This window comes from Allosphingosinicella deserti, assembly GCF_003012735.1.
GTDB classification, from domain to species: Bacteria; Pseudomonadota; Alphaproteobacteria; order Sphingomonadales; family Sphingomonadaceae; genus Allosphingosinicella; species Allosphingosinicella deserti.
Window position 1 is genome coordinate 627,608 of sequence record NZ_PXYI01000002.1, and the last position, 16,738, is coordinate 644,345.

General features: G+C 66.4%; 18 protein-coding genes. 7 read left to right on the forward strand and 11 right to left on the reverse strand.

Annotated elements, in window-relative coordinates; genetic code table 11:
• Positions 1-394: 394 nt before the first annotated feature.
• The 3 genes from C7I55_RS07220 to C7I55_RS07230 all read right to left on the reverse strand — a co-directional run bounded on the left by C7I55_RS07220 (position 395) and on the right by C7I55_RS07230 (position 2,004).
• Positions 395-844 carry a hypothetical protein gene (locus C7I55_RS07220; protein WP_106512199.1) on the reverse strand — a complete coding sequence of 150 codons (450 nt, stop codon included), beginning with the start codon at positions 842-844 and terminating at the stop codon, positions 395-397.
• Between the two features lie 153 nt (positions 845-997).
• Positions 998-1,315, reverse strand: a complete 318-nt coding sequence (locus tag C7I55_RS07225) for a hypothetical protein (protein WP_106512200.1) — start codon at positions 1,313-1,315, stop codon at positions 998-1,000.
• Between the two features lie 53 nt (positions 1,316-1,368).
• Positions 1,369-2,004, reverse strand: a complete 636-nt coding sequence (locus C7I55_RS07230) for a fumarylacetoacetate hydrolase family protein (protein WP_106512201.1) — start codon at positions 2,002-2,004, stop codon at positions 1,369-1,371.
• Positions 2,005-2,413: 409 nt separating this feature from the next.
• Between C7I55_RS07230 and C7I55_RS07235 the strand changes: the two genes are divergently transcribed.
• Complete coding sequence (locus tag C7I55_RS07235; protein WP_106512202.1) at positions 2,414-2,812, forward strand: DoxX family protein; 399 nt, start codon at positions 2,414-2,416, stop codon at positions 2,810-2,812.
• A 452-nt stretch (positions 2,813-3,264) separates the two neighbouring features.
• Here the strand turns inward: C7I55_RS07235 and C7I55_RS07240 are convergent, their stop codons facing one another.
• The 6 genes from C7I55_RS07240 to C7I55_RS07265 all read right to left on the reverse strand — a co-directional run bounded on the left by C7I55_RS07240 (position 3,265) and on the right by C7I55_RS07265 (position 9,608).
• A complete protein-coding gene (locus C7I55_RS07240; RefSeq protein WP_106512203.1) occupies positions 3,265-3,813 on the reverse strand; it encodes a Fur family transcriptional regulator in 549 nt (182 codons plus the stop codon).
• A gap of 151 nt (positions 3,814-3,964) precedes the next feature.
• Positions 3,965-4,321 (reverse strand): hypothetical protein, encoded by a 357-nt coding sequence (locus tag C7I55_RS07245; RefSeq protein WP_106512204.1) that lies wholly within the window; start codon positions 4,319-4,321, stop codon positions 3,965-3,967.
• 236 nt (positions 4,322-4,557) lie between these two features.
• Entirely contained in the window at positions 4,558-4,854 is a 297-nt protein-coding gene (locus tag C7I55_RS07250) for a thioredoxin domain-containing protein (RefSeq protein ID WP_106512205.1), read from the reverse strand.
• A 153-nt stretch (positions 4,855-5,007) separates the two neighbouring features.
• Entirely contained in the window at positions 5,008-7,158 is a 2,151-nt protein-coding gene (locus C7I55_RS07255) for a TonB-dependent receptor (protein ID WP_106512206.1), read from the reverse strand.
• 160 nt (positions 7,159-7,318) lie between these two features.
• Positions 7,319-7,672, reverse strand: a complete 354-nt coding sequence (locus C7I55_RS07260) for a hypothetical protein (RefSeq protein ID WP_106512207.1) — start codon at positions 7,670-7,672, stop codon at positions 7,319-7,321.
• A gap of 328 nt (positions 7,673-8,000) precedes the next feature.
• Positions 8,001-9,608: a winged helix-turn-helix domain-containing protein gene (locus tag C7I55_RS07265; RefSeq protein ID WP_158266315.1), complete on the reverse strand. Its 1,608-nt coding sequence runs from the start codon at positions 9,606-9,608 to the stop codon at positions 8,001-8,003.
• A gap of 424 nt (positions 9,609-10,032) precedes the next feature.
• On the opposite strand from C7I55_RS07265, the gene C7I55_RS07270 reads away from it, so the two are divergent.
• The 3 genes from C7I55_RS07270 to C7I55_RS07280 are packed head-to-tail and all read left to right on the forward strand — an operon-like array spanning position 10,033 to position 11,733.
• Entirely contained in the window at positions 10,033-10,449 is a 417-nt protein-coding gene (locus tag C7I55_RS07270) for a hypothetical protein (protein WP_146150948.1), read from the forward strand.
• 52 nt (positions 10,450-10,501) lie between these two features.
• Positions 10,502-10,765, forward strand: a complete 264-nt coding sequence (locus tag C7I55_RS07275) for a hypothetical protein (RefSeq protein ID WP_106512210.1) — start codon at positions 10,502-10,504, stop codon at positions 10,763-10,765.
• Entirely contained in the window at positions 10,762-11,733 is a 972-nt protein-coding gene (locus C7I55_RS07280) for an alpha/beta hydrolase (protein WP_199192750.1), read from the forward strand. Before C7I55_RS07275 ends, C7I55_RS07280 begins: the two co-directional genes overlap by 4 nt.
• Positions 11,734-11,810: 77 nt before the next feature.
• Here the strand turns inward: C7I55_RS07280 and C7I55_RS07285 are convergent, their stop codons facing one another.
• Positions 11,811-12,008 carry a hypothetical protein gene (locus C7I55_RS07285; protein WP_233222094.1) on the reverse strand — a complete coding sequence of 66 codons (198 nt, stop codon included), beginning with the start codon at positions 12,006-12,008 and terminating at the stop codon, positions 11,811-11,813.
• Positions 12,009-12,339: 331 nt separating this feature from the next.
• Between C7I55_RS07285 and C7I55_RS07290 the strand changes: the two genes are divergently transcribed.
• The gene (locus C7I55_RS07290) at positions 12,340-13,068 is read left to right on the forward strand and encodes a Crp/Fnr family transcriptional regulator (protein WP_106512480.1); all 729 of its coding nucleotides are present in this window, start codon (positions 12,340-12,342) and stop codon (positions 13,066-13,068) included.
• Positions 13,069-13,097: 29 nt separating this feature from the next.
• Positions 13,098-13,340 carry a DUF6894 family protein gene (locus C7I55_RS07295; protein WP_408640592.1) on the forward strand — a complete coding sequence of 81 codons (243 nt, stop codon included), beginning with the start codon at positions 13,098-13,100 and terminating at the stop codon, positions 13,338-13,340.
• Positions 13,341-13,712: 372 nt separating this feature from the next.
• Here C7I55_RS07295 and C7I55_RS07300 read toward each other — a convergent pair whose 3' ends face one another.
• Entirely contained in the window at positions 13,713-14,231 is a 519-nt protein-coding gene (locus tag C7I55_RS07300; protein WP_233222095.1) for a MerC domain-containing protein, read from the reverse strand.
• Between the two features lie 154 nt (positions 14,232-14,385).
• Between C7I55_RS07300 and C7I55_RS07305 the strand changes: the two genes are divergently transcribed.
• Positions 14,386-16,581 (forward strand): TonB-dependent receptor domain-containing protein, encoded by a 2,196-nt coding sequence (locus tag C7I55_RS07305; protein ID WP_106512482.1) that lies wholly within the window; start codon positions 14,386-14,388, stop codon positions 16,579-16,581.
• Positions 16,582-16,738 lie beyond the last annotated feature (157 nt).

The window sequence follows — 16,738 nt, forward strand, 5'->3', positions numbered from 1 at the left end:
TCGGTGTCCACGTCCATGCCGAACGCTCGTGCCGCCAGCCCCACGATCCGGCCCAGGCCAAATCCGATGCGGCCGCCTCCGTCTATTTCAAGACCGACGGCGAACGGCCGGCCATCCAGAAGACGACCGACCATTATAGCGCCCGCAAGATCGGCTTCGTCATGTTCACCGTCGCTTGCGAAGCCGGCACGGGCATCCCGCATGGCGAACGAGGAGATCGCCGACTCCGCGCGGGCCAACAGCGGCGTCATGCTCGCCTTCGCGTCGACGAAGCCGGCTTCAAGCCCGAGCTGCGAGGTCCGATCCTCAAAGACGATGCGGCCGGATTGCTGTTCTGACGGGCGTGCGCGGCGCGGCTTGCCAGGACATCGCCAGATGCCCTCGACCGCGCCCGTTACCTTCTTTGCACGCCGTGCGGCGCGCGCAGGCTCGGCCAGGCGCGCGAGGTGCCGACGGCGTAGGTGATGCCGTACGCCAGCACGATCAGCGAGCTCACCACCGCGAAGGCATTGACGAACTCCGGCCTGAAGGCGAGCCAGGGGACGAGCGCCAATCCGCGAAGCAAATAGATTCCGGTGATTACAACCAGAGCGGTGCGCATCAGCGGCAGGCGGCGCAGCAGGCCTGCGCCGGAGAAGGCATAAGCCGCCCAGATCGCCAGAATGAGCGCGATCGCCGTCGTCACAAGGGCCGGCATCGGCGAGCCGCGCTCGGCCGCCTGCGCCAGTTCTTCGCCTGCGCCGAAGAAGCGGTACCAGTCGGGGCCTCCCAGGATCACGCCGACATGCAGCAACGACGCGCACCCGCTCATCACGCCCCCGGCGACCAGCCACAGATTTCGCATCCTGCCCCCCTTTGGCGTTGTTTAGGGCGGCGTATTATCCTGGCCATACACTTGTCAAATGGGATGGGCCGCGTTCCGGCAGGAGAGCGCAAGAAGGGCCACCACCCGTCCTGACCGGATACCCGGTGACACGGCCGGCGCGGTTCCGCAGCGTCAGCCTTTCGGCCCTGCCTCGCGCTGCCCGCCATGATGAACCCGCCACCGCGCCGCGTTCGCGACGGCCAAGTGGCCGGCGTGGCCGGCAGAATAGGCGATCCACAGCGACGCCAGTTTCACCGCGAAATTTCCGGCGATGCTGAGCAATGACAGGCTGAGGCTGCGTTCGACCTCGGTGAAGGAGGGATTGTTGGTGGTGAGGAAGCACAGGAGCGTAAGCCCGGCGGCGATCGGCACCATCACGGCAAGCCCGGTGCGCCAGCTGTCGGCGAGCCAGCCCATGCCGAACGCGATCAGCAACACAATGATACCCATTTTCCTCTCCTCGTTCCCGCTCTCCGGCGGCTTGTTGTCGTCCCTCGTTCAACTCATCCGCTGGCGACCACCCGCTGGTCGATCGTGCCGAACGGCCGCGTCTCGCCGATCACCGCCTCCATCCGCACCCGGTCGCCGAAGCGCAGGAACGGCGTTTGCGGCGCGCCGCGCTCGATAGCCTCGATCGCGCGGCGCTCGGCGAGGCCGCAGGATCCGGTCTCGGCATAAGCCGGCGACGACACCGTCCCCGAGCCGATGATCGTGCCGGCGCACAGGCTGCGCGGGTGCGCGCGGAATGGGCGATGCGCTCGTGAAATCCGGATTGCATGTCCCGCGACGGCACCGCGCCGAAGCGCGCGCCGTTCAGTGCCACGTCGAGCCGGCCGTCGATCCGCCCGCCCAGCCAGGCGTGCCCCAACTTCGTCGGGTGTCACGACAATCGGAGCGATGCTGCACGCCGCTTTGGCGCCGATCCATCCGAAGCCGGTCTTCATTTCAATGGGCGCGATCGCGCGCAGCGACCAGCCGTTGATCTGGACGATGGGCCGTACGTGCGGGAGCGCGTCGGCTGCCGGAGTCGCCATTGGGACATCATTGGTGATGATGCCGGATTCCCCTTCGAAATCAATCCCGTCCGCCGCCGAAGGTAGCAAGATATCGTCAGTGGCGCCGAGACAGTGGTTCAACATGCCAAAAGGCGGCGGATCGGCCGTGGGCGGCGGACGATCGCTCGGCTTCTGCAGGAGTTGGCCGCGCGCGGGGGTAGCGGGAGCCGTGAGCCACTGCCGGAGGTGGGCATGGTCACGCTGGTGCGATCGGCATTCACCGCTGGCGCCGCCGGCGCGGCGCTGTCGCCGCGCGAAGATCGTTCCTGCCGTGGCTGCCCCAAGACCTGCTGGTCCTCCTGTTCGCGCCAGCGGCCTTGCCCGTCTTCGCCGGTCCCGCAATCGCGCTGCGTTGGGTGCGCGGTGAGGAGGCGCTTGCGATGGCCATCGTCCTTCCGCTCAAGATCGCTTACGGTGCGTGGGTGGCGGCTGCCGTGACACCGCTGGCGGTACTGGCGGTACTGGCGGTGCTCGGCGAAACGGGAGGGTGACGATGATCGATCGGCTGGCGGGATGGTCTCCTTACGGGCAGGCGGCGCTGCGAATGATGGCGGCCTTGCTCTTCCTCACCCACGGGGTGCAGAAATTCTTCGGCTTCCCCGAACCGTCCGAGCGCGGCACCGTCCAGCTCTTCTCGTTCATGGGCTTTGCCGCGACGCTCGAGCTGGTCGGGGGCCTGCTGCTGCTCGTCGGCCTGTTCACGCGGCCGGTCGCCTTCCTGCTCTCCGGCATGATGGCGGTCGCTTACTTCATGGCCCACGCGCCGCGCAGCTTCTATCCGATCCTCAACGGCGGCGAACCCGCCATCCTGTTCTGCTTCATCTTCCTGTTCCTGAGCATGGCCGGGCCGGGCGCGCTCAGCCTCGACGCGGCACGCGGCCGGCGTCTCTAATTTCTCCCCGAGCGAGTTCGAGGCGGGGGACCAGGTTTCGCCAGCTCCGCAGTGAAAGGCCGGAGACCACTCGGCGCCTGAAATGCGTCGCCCTTGCGGGTCTCCGAGCCCCCTCCACCACCGCCTGCGGCGGCGGTCCCTCTCCCCGTTCCGGGGCGGATCTCATCAGGGCCTGACGCGCTCAGCCCCACGACAGCACACAACAGGCGACCAAAGGATCCTCCCCGGGAACGGGGAGGGGAACCGTCCGAAGGGCGGTGGAGGGTGGCACGAGACCCACTCGGCGCCCGAAACTGCCACGGCATTGCTGGTCTCCAACGCCTGCCGCCGGCTGAGATGAGGACGCCGCTCTTCGGGACGCACCCTGCTCGTCGGGCGGGCTCCGGACACAGCTAAAAAAACAGTTGAGTGCAGGTCGGTCTCCAGGCCGCGGTTGCGCGCCTAGCGGAGCGTCAGTGGACCTGGCAGGCGTTGCAGAGGCCTTCGGCTTCGACCGAGACGGCGCGGGGCTGAAAGCCGCGGCCGGCAAGTCTCGTGTTCAGCCGCGCTTGCTGCGCCGTAAGGTCGACGGCGAGATGGCGGCGGCAGTGCTTGCAGAGCAGCAAGCCCCAGCACGCCGCCGCGGGATCGGGCGAGATCACGAAGCGCTTCCAGCTGATCACCGGGATGACGAGCCGCGCATCCTCCAGCGCGCGCAGGCATCGATAGATGATCGTCGGGTGCTTCGGGACCCCATCGGCGCCGAGACTCTGCGCGATCTCATAGGCCCCGATGGGCCGGTCCGAATCCCAGAGGACACGAAGCACGTCCTGCCGGTGGAGGCTCCAGCGCAGCCCGGCCGCTTCGCCTTGAGACAGATAGGCCTCGAAGGGCAGGGCCCGGATCGGCGTTCGTAGCGCTTCGTCGATGTCGGAAGCGTGCAGAGGCCTGGACGGGATGGTGGTTTGGGCCTCCTGCGCATGACTCTGGGACGCGTGCGGGGCGTGATGGTCGTGGAGCATGAGCTGGTATCCTTTGCGGGTCGCACGCGGCGGCAAGCGTCCGGTGACGCGCCGCGCGGCGGTTTCAGCAGGGCAGCCCGAGGGAGATCGAGGTCGAGCGCGTCAGAGCTCGATCTCGCAAGGACCTGACGGCGTGCCGAGCGGCACCCGGTCAGGCAAGAGGCGGTGGCTTGAGCAGCGGGGGTTCGGACCGCCCGGCGAGGATCGCGACACCCATCGGGGCCGGGGGCGCCGTTGCGCAGAACAGACGGAAGGGCGCTTCCGGCGCACGCGGGAGGATACACCCGGCCAGCGCAGCGGCGGCGCTGTCCGGCGTCGCTTCATGGCGCGAGACGCTCTTGCCCGCGACTTCCTCCGCAAGCGCGGCGCGGGCAGCCATGCCGTCGCCTCCTTCGCGCGCGCTGACATGCGCGTCGACATCGGCGTGCGCGCACATGGCGGCGGCCATGGCGGGGCCGTTGGCAAGCGCGAGCGCCAGCATCAGCACCAGGATCACAAGGCGGCGCATCGGCTCGGCCCTCCTACTCTGCGCGGGCCGCGGAGCGACCGGCGCACGGCTCGCGCCTCCTGAGGAGCGTCGCCCAACTGCCGCTGCGGCCCGGCATCAGGCCGTGCCGGATCGGATGGCAATAGGCGGCCTTACAGGCGCGCTCGTCGGCAAGCGGCCAGGCAGCCGCCGCGGGCGACCGCAGCCTTCCTTCACACGGGAAGGAGAACAGGCTCGCGGCTCGCGGGCTTGCGGGGTCACGGCCCGGTTCGGCTCACGACTCGCCCCGAGCGCGCGTCGACGTCGATCCAGATGACTTGCCCGTTGCGGATGAACTTGAGCCGGTAGATGGCCGCCTCCTCGTCGAACTCGGGGCCGAGATACTGGCTTCCCCGCATCTTCGGGAGGAGCTTCTGTTCGATGGCGGAAAGCGGGATCAGGGCACCGGATTCGACCGCCCGGTGCAGCGGCCCATGCTCACGCGGCCGGGCCTCCGCCGGCACGGGGAGGCCGAGCGCGCAGGCGGCAAGCAGCACGGCGAGAGTAAGGCCCATGCCACTCACCAGGGACGCCTCGCCAGGGCAACCCGACGACTCCCTGGCTGAGGACCTGCGCGAAGCGTCGTGCTCAGTCCCCGGCGGGCGGAGATGGTCGCGGGGGCTTCGCAGGATCGAGGGGCTTGCGATCGGCACGGCGCATCTCCGCGCTCAGAAGCTCACGCGCGCGCTGACCCGGATGTCGCGACCGGCGAGCGGCACGAACTCCTTGGTGAAGGAGGCATGGCGGCGTGCATCGACGTCGAAGATGTTGTTGGCGGAGAGGATGAGGGTCGTCTCGCGGGCGCTCCACGGCCGCCATGCGAGGGAGGCGTTGACCAGGGTGAACCCGTCCGTGGGCGTCTCGAGCGCCGCCACCCGGTCCTGGTCGTCCACCCACTCGACCTCGGCACGCGCGGTCAGCGTGTCCGATCCGGCCTCGAGCCCGCCGAGCAGGCGCAGCGGCGGGATGCGCGGGACCGGTCCGCCGGCGTCGACGGTCGCGCGGACATAATCGGCGACGGCGTCGGCGCGGATGGTGAAATCGCCCGCCTTGAACAGGTCCGCCGAAGCCTCCGCTTCGAAGCCGAAATAGCGCGCGTCCCGCTGAAAATATTGGAAGACCGGAAGCTCGTCCTGTTCCTCGCCGGTTGCCGCCTGGAAGATGTAGTCGTCGAACCAATTGGCATAGACGCTGGCGCGCAGGCGCACCGGGCCGGCCTGTGCCCGCACATAGGCTTCCAGCCCCCAGCTCTTCTCCTTGGCGAGCGTCGGATCGCCGATCTCGAACGCCTGGGTGGCGACGTGCGGACCGTTGGACAGCAATTCCTCGGCGGCGGGCGCGCGCTCCGCCCGCGACAGGTTCACGCCGAAGCGGAATGCCTCGCTGGGCGCGTAGGCCGCACCGAAAGCCGCGGAGAAGGCATCGAAACTGCGATCGACGTCGACCACGTTCGAGCGCACCTTGGTGTGCTCGTAGCGGCCGGCGGCCTCGAGCTCGATCCCGCCGAGCTTGAACTCCTGGAGCGTGAACAGGCCGAACTGGCTGGTCTCGTTGGCGGGAACGAACGCCTCGGCACCGATCGCTTCGAAGTCGCGCTGGAAGAACTGGGCGCCGCTGGCGCCGCGCCAGCCGTTGCGATCGGCCTGGACGAGCTCGAAACGCCCTTCCATGCCTTGCGTCTTGAAGACGGTGCCGACCTCGTCCCCTTCGAACTCGGTGTGCTTGTAGTCGGCCGCGCCGAGACGGACGCGGATCTGATCGAGGAAGGACCCGCCGACATTGACCTGCGCCCGCAGATCGGCACGCACCTGCTCCAGGCCGATGGTGACGGCTTCCTCGCCATGCTCCGCTTCCTCGGCCTCTTCGCCTTCTTCACCCTCGTGATGATGGTGGCCGGCACCCGGCGCGGTCGGAACGCCGTAATCGCTGTCGAACCAACTGACCGATACGCCGAGGCTGCCGCCGTCGCGGATGAGGGCGAAGCCGCCGGCGAGCGTCTTCTGCTCGGTACCGCTGTTGGGGATCCTGCCACGGCGATTGGCATTCTCGGTGGCTTCGGCAGCCTCGTCGAGATGGCCTTCCTCGGCCTCCTCCGCGGCGATCTCCAGCTGCTCGGCGCGGAGCGCGGGGGAGAGCACGTAGCCGCCGGCGCGAAGATCATCGGTCTTGCGCCAGGTGCCGTCGAGGTGGAGGACGAGGCCTTCTCCAACGGCGACGTCGGCGCCGGCGCCGATGCTGCGCTCATCAGCGGCCGAGCCGTAGGCGCCGATCACGTCGACATGGGCGCCGTTTTCCGGGAGAGCGCGCGGTATCCTGCGGTCGAGAACGTTGACCGCGCCGCCGATCGCCTGGCTGCCGAACAGCAATACGGCGGGGCCGTGCAGCACCTCGATCCGCTCGGCGGTGAGCGGATCGATGGTGACGGCGTGGTCCGCGGACGTGTTGGACACGTCGATCGATCCGATGCCGTCGGTGAGCACCCGAATCCGCTCGCCCTGGAACCCGCGCAGGACGGGCCGCGAGGCACCCGGGCTGAACGAGGTGGAGGAGACGCCCGCCTGGCGCGCCAAGGTGTCGCCAAGCTGCGGCCGCACGTCGCGCAGCAGCTCGGTCCCGGTCAGCACCGAGGCGCCCGAAAGCAGGCTGAGTTCGCGGACGTAATTGCCGGTGACGATGATCTCCTGCGATTCCTCGTGCTGCTCGCTGCCCGGCGACGATTGCGCGGGAGCGGCGACCGGCGCGAGGTTGCTGGTCTGGGCGAAAGCGGGCTGAGAAACGAGCGCGGCGGCGGTACCGGCGAGGAGGGTGAGGCGAAGCATGGCTATATCCGATTGGCTGGCTGCCGCTGGGCAGCGAATTGGCGCAGCAAGGCGCCATGATGTGCGAAGAGGGGGTGGGTCGCCGTGCCGCACGGCCCTCCGAAGCGTCTCGGATTGCGCGCGCGGGGACAGGCATGGCGCGCCGGACGGCACGCCGGGGTCAGCCGAGCGGCGGCTCCGCGAGCGGCGCAAGCGTCCTGCCGTGGAGGATGGCGGACTCCGCAGGCACGCCGCGCAGCATTTGCGGCCGATGCGCGCTCAGCTGGAACGTCTCGGGCGGAAGCGCATAGGCCGCGAGCGACACGGCGGCGGCGTCCGCGAGCGAACCCTTCTTCGATATCGACTTGGCGGACGTCTCTTCGGACAGCGCCGCTTGCGCGATCGCCACGTCCTCGCTCCCGCGTGCGGCAGCATGCGCCTGTGCGTCGGCGTGGGAGCAAACAACGCTGGCGATCGCCGCGCTGTTGGTCACGGCGAGCGAAAACAGGAGGAGGAGGGCCAAAAGGCGCGACATCGGGCGATGAGATAACATCTGGTCTCGACTGCGCAACCGGCTTCACGAAGAAAGTGTGCGGTTCGCACCCGACCCGTGCAAATCGGCAACACTCACTGGCCGATGGCAGCTCGAGCGTTGGAGCATCAGCTCTGCAGGTTCCGAACCGTTCTGAAACGATTCGGCCGCCCACTCAGGCTCCAGCCGACGGCACGGATCGCATGGTCGGCGAGGCTCGGCCCGAGCCTGGGCAAGCGGGTCGAAGTCACGCGCATCGGCAGAGACGGAGCGACGCTGAACCTTATTCGCTTGTGTTCCGACGCTCGGGCCTGACCCGTCCACCGGGAAATCAGCCCCGGCGGTAATCCGGCACCGATCCACTCTGGCGCCAGTAGCGCCCGAGCGGCAGCTCCTGAACCAACCTCTCGAACCGCAGGTCTCGGCGCATCGCTTCGGTGGAGGGCAGAAACAGGATGTGCAGCCTTCGGTTCTTGCGTTGTGAAAAGACCCGGTGATCCCCAGCGAAACGCACATCGGCGACCTGGAAGCCGCGGCCGAAATAATAAGCGTGGGCGAGCTTGAACGCCTCATCCACTTGCCCGAGGGCGGCTGCGAACTGGATGGAATTCTCGCAATAGCCTGTTCCGGTCTTTGCGAGAGCATGATTGACCTGAATCGCTTCCACGATCTGTCCGGGGCTGCGGGATTGGAACGCCCGCGCCGTCACCTCCAGCATCGTGAAGTTGTCCGGTGTGACGCCGTTCGGCCGGCCCTCCTCATTCGCGTTCTGCGCCAGTGCCTCGGCGCTCCGACCCGTGTACATGAACAAGTAAAGGCGCGTGAACCACACCGCATAATGGCTGGAGAACAGCTCGAAAGCGGATTTCATCGCCTGCTCCGCCTCCTCCAGCCGTCCGGCAGCCCAGAGCATGACCACCTGGGCGTACAGCCGGTTCGGGGAAGGCCGCCCGTCGGACGATGCCAGCATGATCAGATCGGCGGCCTCTTTGCATCGGCCGACATTCAGCATCGTCCAGGCGAGGTTGAGGAGGAGCACCGGGCTGCCGGGATTGGCGGCAAGCCCCTTTCGAAGCACCTGCTCGGTCCGCAGCTCGGCGCCCATCCTGGGCAGGAGCATCGCTTCGGCGGCGACCGCTGAGCTGTTACCCGGATCGATCTGTCGGGCGCGTTCGATCGCACCCTCCGCGCGGACGCGCATCTGTGTTTCCATCGCCGGAGACCAATGCTGGGACGCGATGGCGTAATTGTGTGCCAGCGATCCCCAGGCCTCGGCGCTGCCGGGGGCGAGCTGCACCGCACGGCGCAGCATGCCGATCGCCTGGTTCGTTCCCTCGGCCGTGGCTTGCTGGCCGATCACTCTCGCCTGATCGATCAGCGCTTGAGCCTCCTGTGAGACAGGCTGTGTGACCGGATTGCCGCGCGTGCGCCACAGCGTATAGGCTCCGCCACCCGCGGCCAGCACCGTCAATCCGCCTGCCAGCATGTGCCGGCGCGTGAACCGGGCAGCCGAAGCGCCGGCCGTCGGCGATTCGTCGGAAGGCGCCGGCTGCGGCGCGAGGATGGCATCGGCCGACGGCGCTGGGCGTCCACCGGCGCCGACCAGGCGGTACCCGACTCGTGCGACCGTATCGATGTGGAATGCACCCTCTCCGATATCCGTTCCGAGACGCCGGAGCAGCAGGATGATGCGGTTGACCGCACTATCCCCCACCACTCGGCCTTCCCAACATTGGTCCACCAGATCGTCCCGGCTCACCACCGTGCCCTCTGCCCGCGCCAGCACCGCCAGGACCTGCATCATGCGGGGCTCGATCGTCTGACGCTGGCCATCGTCCCGGCGTACTTCCCGGGTCGACGGATCAACGATGAGCCCGCCCAGTCTGAATGGCGCGACGTGGGCGAGATCGACGGCAGTGCTCGGACCGGGTTTGCTCACGCTGCCACTCCACACCCAGCTGAGGTCCATGCGAACCCGAACCGATGCTTGTCCCCGAACCGGCGGACGCTTTGGGGGCATCGGCCCTGTTCGGGGCTCGCAGCAGCGCTTCTATCGCAAACCCGGCTCGGATTCACGTCTCGAACGGCGTTCCTCATCAAACCATCAGAGATCCCCAACGAAACCATCACGCCGCCTTTGTCCTCATCATGGCCCGATCATCGTAATTCATCGTGCCATTCAGGCAGCGCATCCGTCCCGGTGCGCAACGACATGGAAAGGCGCGGAACGGATGGAGCAAATTTTGTCGAATGTTCAGCTGAAGCAACATGCGCGGCAAGCTGAGCGGGCTCAATCACGACGTCGTGACGCTCGGGTCACAGAACCAGTGGCAGGTCTCCGAACGTCTCGACGGTATCCAAGATTGATCCAGATTGTCTCACCTCGAAAGGAATTGCTCATGCGCGTTCTTTCTATCACGGCGGCGCTGATTGCCGCTTCGCTGCCATTTGCTGCGCCTGCCGCCGCGCAGGAGTCGCTGCCATGCAAGTTTCCGAAGCGGATCATGATCGTGCACGGCAACAACGCGGTTGCGCGCATGGCGATCAGACAGGTCGCCAGCCAGATCACCGGGAAGGGCATGGAAGGCAACAATAGCGGCGTTCTGCGCGGCGAGTTGCGCGGGCGAGAAGTGGAATTCACCATTCGGTGGTCGAACGGGCATCGCGGCTTCTACACGGGACGGATCAGCGGATCCGGAACGCTCAGTGGCCAGAACACCGACGCCACGAACATGCGCTCGCAGACCACCTGGTTCTTACGCGAAGCCGTCCCCTGCTGACCGGGTAGCAGGCCGCCCGAGGGCGGCCGGGCCTTATGACAGGAGCATTCCCATGCGGATGTTGAAGCTCGTCGGCTGGATCGGCGTCGTCATCGCCCTGGGCGTCGCCAGCGTCCGCGGTCTCTGGTTCGCCTGGACCAGCCACGCGATCCTGGTGCCTCGCGGAGGTGGCGGCAGTGCCGCGCTCGAACGGGAACCCGGCCTCTTCTGGTTCTGCGTCGCCATGTACACGCTGATCGCGCTCGCGGCGCCTTTTGCCACGCTGGCAGCGGTCGGCGACTTACGGGCACATCTTCGCTCGCGCAGAGCCGCATGAACGCACCTGACACGAGGATTTCACGTATGAAACAAATTGCCCTCGCCGCCGCCTCAGCCCTTTTGTTCGGCAGTGCCGCGGATGCTCGGCCGCTCAAGCCGTTGATGACGCCAAATGATCTTCAGTCGCTTGGATTCGAACCGGCGGATGCCCGCATCGCCTATGGCCCCGACCCCGATCAGTTTGGCGAATTGCGAATACCGGCCGGTGCCGGTCCGCACCCCGTGGTGGTGCTGATTCACGGAGGTTGCTTCAGGGCTTCCTATGCCACGCTGCGTGACCTCGCGCCGATGGCGGACGTGCTGAAGGCGGAGGGCATTGCCACCTGGACCATTGAGTACCGACGCCTCGGGCAGGCCGGCGCGGGCTGGCCTGGTACCTATCGTGACATCGGCACCGCTATCGATCGGCTCCACGCTCTGGCGCCGCGCTTTCCCCTCGATCTCGCCCGCGTCGTGGTACTCGGCCACTCCGCCGGCGGAGGCCTTGCCATGTGGGCGGGCGCCCGCCCGCGGCTACCCAAGTCGAGCGATATCGCCGTCCGCGATCCCCTGAGGGTTGCCGGCGTGATCAACCTCGCCGGTCCATTCGACATGCGCGAGAACATCGCCAATTACCATGCCGAGTGCCGGGCGCCCGTGATCACCCAGATGCTGGGGGGCGCCGAAGCCGAGGTGCCGGCCAGGTATATCGAATCCTCGGCCGGCGCACTTCTGCCCCTTGGCATACCTCAGCGCCTCATCTGGGGCGAACACGAGGATTTCATGCCTCGGGAGGCGGCGGCCGCCTATGTGGCCCGGGCGCGGGCAGCTGGCGACGACGCCGCAATTCGGATTGTTCCGGGGGCTGGTCACTTCGAGATCGCGAGCCCGCATACAACGGCTTGGCCGATTGTTCTCGCCGAGATCCGAACCTTGCTCGCAGCCTCTTCCGATGCGACGGCCCGAGAGCATGAAAAGGGCAAATAGCGACGACGCGGCGCCTCTAACTAGCAGGTTCGGCCGTCCGCCGGCGCGGTCCTCTCTGCTCCAAGCAATTGCCGCTTCTACACATCTGCAAGACGAGCGGCGCGCCGACGCTCGGTGTCCTGGACGCGCCGTGCCATCTCGTTCCAGGTGGCTTCCGAACGAAGCGCTCTTTCCTTCACGTTGACGAGCGTCGCCGCCTCGGCCTCCGCTCTGGCCTCGGCCGCGCGGGCACGGTAGAAAACGAGTTGCTCCGACATTCGGTATTCGGTCTCCATGATCGTTCCGGTACCTCAACGCTCGTCGGCGGCAGCGGATCCGCTGCAAAGAGCGAGAATCGCAAAGGGCCGGTAGCCCCGCACGCGCACTCCGGGAAAGATGATCCGAGGGAGACTGGTGTCCGACCGGAGCGGGGAGCGGACGTTCGGCCGCGTTCTGTGCGGCCCGTGCCGGGTTGCGGCTGGAGAGCGACATCCATCCGGCGAGGCGAACCGGCGGAGGATGCACGGCCAAGGTTGTGGATGAAGGAGCGCGGGCTTCCATGTCGCCGGGAACGCCGATGCCGGTTCTGCATTTCGGATCCGAACAGCGATGGACACTCACATCTCCATGATCAGCGATGTATCGCCTTTTCGCCAGCTCGTCGCGAAGCTGCGGCGACTGGCACCGATCGACGAAGCGGATGAGGCCGCGGTCCTTGCTTTGCCGCATCGAGTCGGTCGCGCCCGGGCACGCGATTATTTGATCCGCGAAGGATCGAAGCCGCATGAATGCTGCGCCCTCATCGACGGCTATGCGGCACGAAGCAAATTGGGGGTGAATGGCGGGCGCCAGATCGTCTCCTTCCACATACCGGGCGACATATTGGACATCCAGCACCTGTTCCTGGAACGCGCCGATCACAACGTTCAGGTGATCAGCGATGCAACCCTGGTCTGGGTGCCGATGGCGGCGATGCGTGCATTGGCAACGCAACGGCCGACGATCGGGACCGCTTTCTGGCGGGATGCATTGATCGACGCGTCGATCTTCCGGGAATGGGTTTTGAACGTCGGTCGCCGGGATGCGAAAACGCGCATCGCACACATGCTCTGCGAGTTCATCGTGCGAAGGGCCGCGGCGGGTCTGGGAACAGCCGAGCAGACGCAATTGCCGTTCAGTCAGGAGGAAATCGGCGACGCGACCGGCCTGACGTCCGTTCACGTCAATCGGATGCTGCGAGAGCTGGCCGAAGCGGGTCTGATCGTCAGGAAGGGCCGGTCTCTCGAAATCGTCGATTGGGACGGTTTCCGCCGTGCCGCCGGCTTCGATGCCGCTTACCTCCATTTGGCCGCCTGATCAGGGAAGGGAGACACGGCGTGACGAACATGAACCGCTATTTCCTTCACCTCCACGAATGCGGCACCGTGGTCGAGGATGCCGAGGGACTGGAATGCGCTTCGCTGGCCGAAGCGAGACAGCTTGCCGTGGCCAGTGCCCGGGACGTGATGATCGGGGAGCTTCGCGAAGGCAGATTGTGCCTGGACTGCCATATCGTCATCACCGACGGTTCGGCGACGGAACTGGCACGCGTGCCTTTCCGTGATGCTGTCGTGGTGCGGGGCCGGTAAGCGATCGCGCCGGAGCGGCCGCCGAAATCCGAACCACAGCCCTTCAACGGCCTCCGCGCGTGGCTGTCTCCGCCCGTGCAATGAGGGGAGACTCTGGTGCACTTCGGAATGGTGATGCGTCAGTCGCAATCCCACGCCCTCGCCGGATGGCCGATAGCGCGGTGTCGCAACTGGACGTCCTTCCGCTTCGTCGGCGCGGATTACGGCGGATCGCTGGCCCGGCGCGCACCGCTCGCGTTGTCGTGCGCAGGATCCCCGGGCCCGGCACCTGTATCAGCATGGTCGCCACCCCCAGCAAGGACGACGTGGCGTTCGACGGCAGGCTCTCGGCCAGAGGCGACTTATCCATCGCGCGCTGCTCCAAGCCGTTCGTTATGCGGAGCGGCGGCACGCCCGGAGCTGCGCATAACGCTTGCGGAGACGCCAGTTCACGAGATGCCCGATGGCGAGCAGGACACTCCCGACCACCGAAACGCCTGTTTCCAGGGCCACCTGCAAGCCGCCCAGCGCACCGATCCCGATCAGAAGCAGACCGGCTGACGCAACGAAGGCAGGCAGGATAACGCCGTGCCGGCGATAACCGCCGGAAAGCGCGAAGGCGCTCGCTGGAACGGCAAGCGCGAACGCGAGGACATGAAATTCCTCCGGAACCCGGACAAGGCGCGACAGCGACGGCGCGGCTGCCAAGAGGAGCGGCAATACCAAGCAATGGACGAGACAAACCCCTGAGGCGCCAATCGTGAAGGCGTCCAGAGACGGGGTCAGCCGCGCTCTCATGCGTCGCGAGAGGAGGGCGAGCGTGGATATGGTTTTCATAATGAGACGATATAGCATATCATTTAACGGCGGATGCAAGCCTTGCGTGGCTGCGGAGCCAGGAACAAGGCTCACCTCTCGTGATCCCAGAGCGATCCGACTTGAAGCTCCGGCCATCACGCTCGGCGTATTGACTTAATGATATAACACATCATAAAGGCCCGGCCGAAGGGAGCATCTTGTGAGTGGAAATCGAAGCTCAGCCGCGCTGCTCGCGACGGCGGCAGCAATGTTTGGCGTGCCGAATGCGGCCTGGGGCCAGGCCGCCGCCGTTGAACGGGAGGAGGGCTCCGGCGGCATCGTCATCACCGGACAGTCGCTCGAGACCGAAGAGCCGGCCTTGCCGGTGCAGGTGCTGGCCGGGGACGCCCTCGCCCATCGCCGACAGGGCGGGCTTGGGGAAACGCTTGCCGGACTGCCGGGCGTGCATCTCGACAATTTCGGCGGCGGTGCCTCCCGTCCCGTGATCCGCGGTCAAACCTTGCCTCGCATCGAAGTGCTGACGGATGGCGCGAACCTGTTCGACGTGTCTTCGGTTTCGCCAGACCACGCGATCACCACGGATCCGCTGCTGCTCGATTCGGTCGAGATCCAGCGCGGGCCCGCCGCCATTCGCTATGGCGGGAATGCGGCCAGCGGCGCGATCAACCTGATCGATAGCAAGATCCCCAAGGCGGCGCCGCCCGGCGGGCTGACCGGCGCGACCGAAGTGCGCTACGGCACCGGTGACCAGGAAAAGACGGTGGTCGGTCGCGCAACCGGGGGGATCGGCCAATTCGCGATCCATGCCGAAGCGGCCCGTCGCAGCGCGGAGGATTATGAAATCCCCGACGCTTATGGTTCGGACAGGCTGCGCGACTCGTTCGCCGAGAGCACCAGCTATGCGGCCGGTGCATCCTGGATCACCTCCAAGGGCTATCTCGGCGCTGCCTATTCGCGGATGGAAAGCGAATATGGGCTCCCCGGCCACAGCCACGTCAACGGCGTGTGTCACACGCACGGCCTCGACCTGCATTGCCAGGCGCATGGCGGGTTCGAGGATCCGTTCGGCTCTCCCGACAGCCACACGGCTTTCATCAAATTGCGCAGCGAGCGTGTCGATCTGCGTGCGGAGTATGACGATCCGCTTCCCGGCCTCTCCCATGCGCGCCTGCGCATGTCCTACACCGACTATGCGCATGACGAGATAGACGGCGACCTGCTGTTCACCCGCTACACCAACACGGTCTGGGACGGTCGCCTCGAACTCACCCACAAGCCCTTGCTCGGCTTTACCGGGACGCTGGGCGTGCAATATAGCGACGGCAGGTTCGGCGGCATCAATGTCGACGACCTTCACAAGCCGTTCCCGGACGGTGCCTATGGCCTGGACGGCTATCCGGATTATCTCACCAGGAATGTCGGCATATTCCTTACCGAACGCCGCTCCTTCGGACCCGTCGATGTCGAGGCCGCCGTTCGGAAGGACTGGCGCAAGATCCATGCAACGGTGCCCCCGTTCCGGAGCACCCTCGGAGCCGAAGTGCAGGATCTTTTCGTCGAATGGTACGGGCCCGATTGGCGACGGATCCTCGAGGAGGAGGAAGTCGCCGCCTTTCGCGCAAGGAACCCGGCGGTGAAGCACGATCCCTTTTCGGCGTCGCTCGGCGCCACATGGAATATCGGGCAGGGTTATGGCCTTGCCATTTCCCTTGCCCATAGCGAGCGCGCGCCCAGCGTGCGCGAACTCTATGCTCGCGGCAACAATCTGGCAACCAACAGCTACGAACTCGGACTCGCGGTCGGCAACCCGGTTCTGGAGGAAGAAGGCATCGCTGCCGAAGATGTTCTGGAGACCGCGAAATCGGTCAACCTGACGTTCCGCAAGAAGGGTGGTCCGCTCGAATTCGAGGTTGGTCTGTTCTATCAGGATATCGGCGATTATGTGTTCGCGCGTCTGATCGAGACCGAGACGGCAACAGGCGTTCCGCACAACTTCGTGATCTATACGGCCGCCGATGCGCGCTTCGCGGGAATAGACGGGCAGGTGAGCTACGCCTTCACCCCGTCTTCGCGAATCACGATGTTCGGCGACTATGTCGACGCCGAGCTCAAGCGCGAGAACGACAATCCGCCCCGCATCCCGCCCGGACGTCTCGGCGCCCGCTACGATCTCGTGGCGGGCCCGATCTCCGGAGATGTCGAATATTATCGCACCTTCGCCCAGGACAAGGTCGCTGCATACGAGACGCGCACGCCGGGCTACGACATGCTTAACGCGACGCTCAGCTACCGCTTCGACCTCGGCCAGGCCAAGGCTGTCGAGCTCTACCTGCGCGGCAGCAACCTCCTCGACGAGCTGGCCTTCGCCCACACCTCGTTCGTGAAGAACCAGTCACCGCTTCGTGGCCGGAGCGTCGCGATCGGCATGCGGCATTCCTTCTGATCGGGCTCGATGATATTCGGAAGCGAACTCAGCACTACGGCACGGCGCGTTGGCGGAGCGTCGGCGGCGTACCGCTCATCCTGGATGGAGGGAATATCCGGCGCTACCAGGCCTAGAGAACGCTCCAGTCCTCGCTTGAGCGCGCGCGGTATGGCTG

What these genes read in the sequence shown, in the direction of transcription:
- C7I55_RS07225 (WP_106512200.1), bottom strand. Translation starts at nt 1,315, where the DNA reads ATGGGTATCATTGTGTTGCTGATCGCGTTCGGCATGGGCTGGCTCGCC.
- C7I55_RS07255 (WP_106512206.1), bottom strand. Translation starts at nt 7,158, where the DNA reads ATGCTTCGCCTCACCCTCCTCGCCGGTACCGCCGCCGCGCTCGTTTCT.
- C7I55_RS07235 (WP_106512202.1), top strand. Translation starts at nt 2,414, where the DNA reads ATGATCGATCGGCTGGCGGGATGGTCTCCTTACGGGCAGGCGGCGCTG.
- C7I55_RS07305 (WP_106512482.1), top strand. Translation starts at nt 14,386, where the DNA reads ATGTTTGGCGTGCCGAATGCGGCCTGGGGCCAGGCCGCCGCCGTTGAA.
- C7I55_RS07280 (WP_199192750.1), top strand. Translation starts at nt 10,762, where the DNA reads ATGAACGCACCTGACACGAGGATTTCACGTATGAAACAAATTGCCCTC.
- C7I55_RS07295 (WP_408640592.1), top strand. Translation starts at nt 13,098, where the DNA reads ATGAACCGCTATTTCCTTCACCTCCACGAATGCGGCACCGTGGTCGAG.
- C7I55_RS07220 (WP_106512199.1), bottom strand. Translation starts at nt 844, where the DNA reads ATGCGAAATCTGTGGCTGGTCGCCGGGGGCGTGATGAGCGGGTGCGCG.
- C7I55_RS07290 (WP_106512480.1), top strand. Translation starts at nt 12,340, where the DNA reads ATGATCAGCGATGTATCGCCTTTTCGCCAGCTCGTCGCGAAGCTGCGG.
- C7I55_RS07285 (WP_233222094.1), bottom strand. Translation starts at nt 12,008, where the DNA reads ATGGAGACCGAATACCGAATGTCGGAGCAACTCGTTTTCTACCGTGCC.
- C7I55_RS07250 (WP_106512205.1), bottom strand. Translation starts at nt 4,854, where the DNA reads ATGGGCCTTACTCTCGCCGTGCTGCTTGCCGCCTGCGCGCTCGGCCTC.
- C7I55_RS07240 (WP_106512203.1), bottom strand. Translation starts at nt 3,813, where the DNA reads ATGCTCCACGACCATCACGCCCCGCACGCGTCCCAGAGTCATGCGCAG.
- C7I55_RS07230 (WP_106512201.1), bottom strand. Translation starts at nt 2,004, where the DNA reads ATGTTGAACCACTGTCTCGGCGCCACTGACGATATCTTGCTACCTTCG.
- C7I55_RS07275 (WP_106512210.1), top strand. Translation starts at nt 10,502, where the DNA reads ATGCGGATGTTGAAGCTCGTCGGCTGGATCGGCGTCGTCATCGCCCTG.
- C7I55_RS07260 (WP_106512207.1), bottom strand. Translation starts at nt 7,672, where the DNA reads ATGTCGCGCCTTTTGGCCCTCCTCCTCCTGTTTTCGCTCGCCGTGACC.
- C7I55_RS07245 (WP_106512204.1), bottom strand. Translation starts at nt 4,321, where the DNA reads ATGCGCCGCCTTGTGATCCTGGTGCTGATGCTGGCGCTCGCGCTTGCC.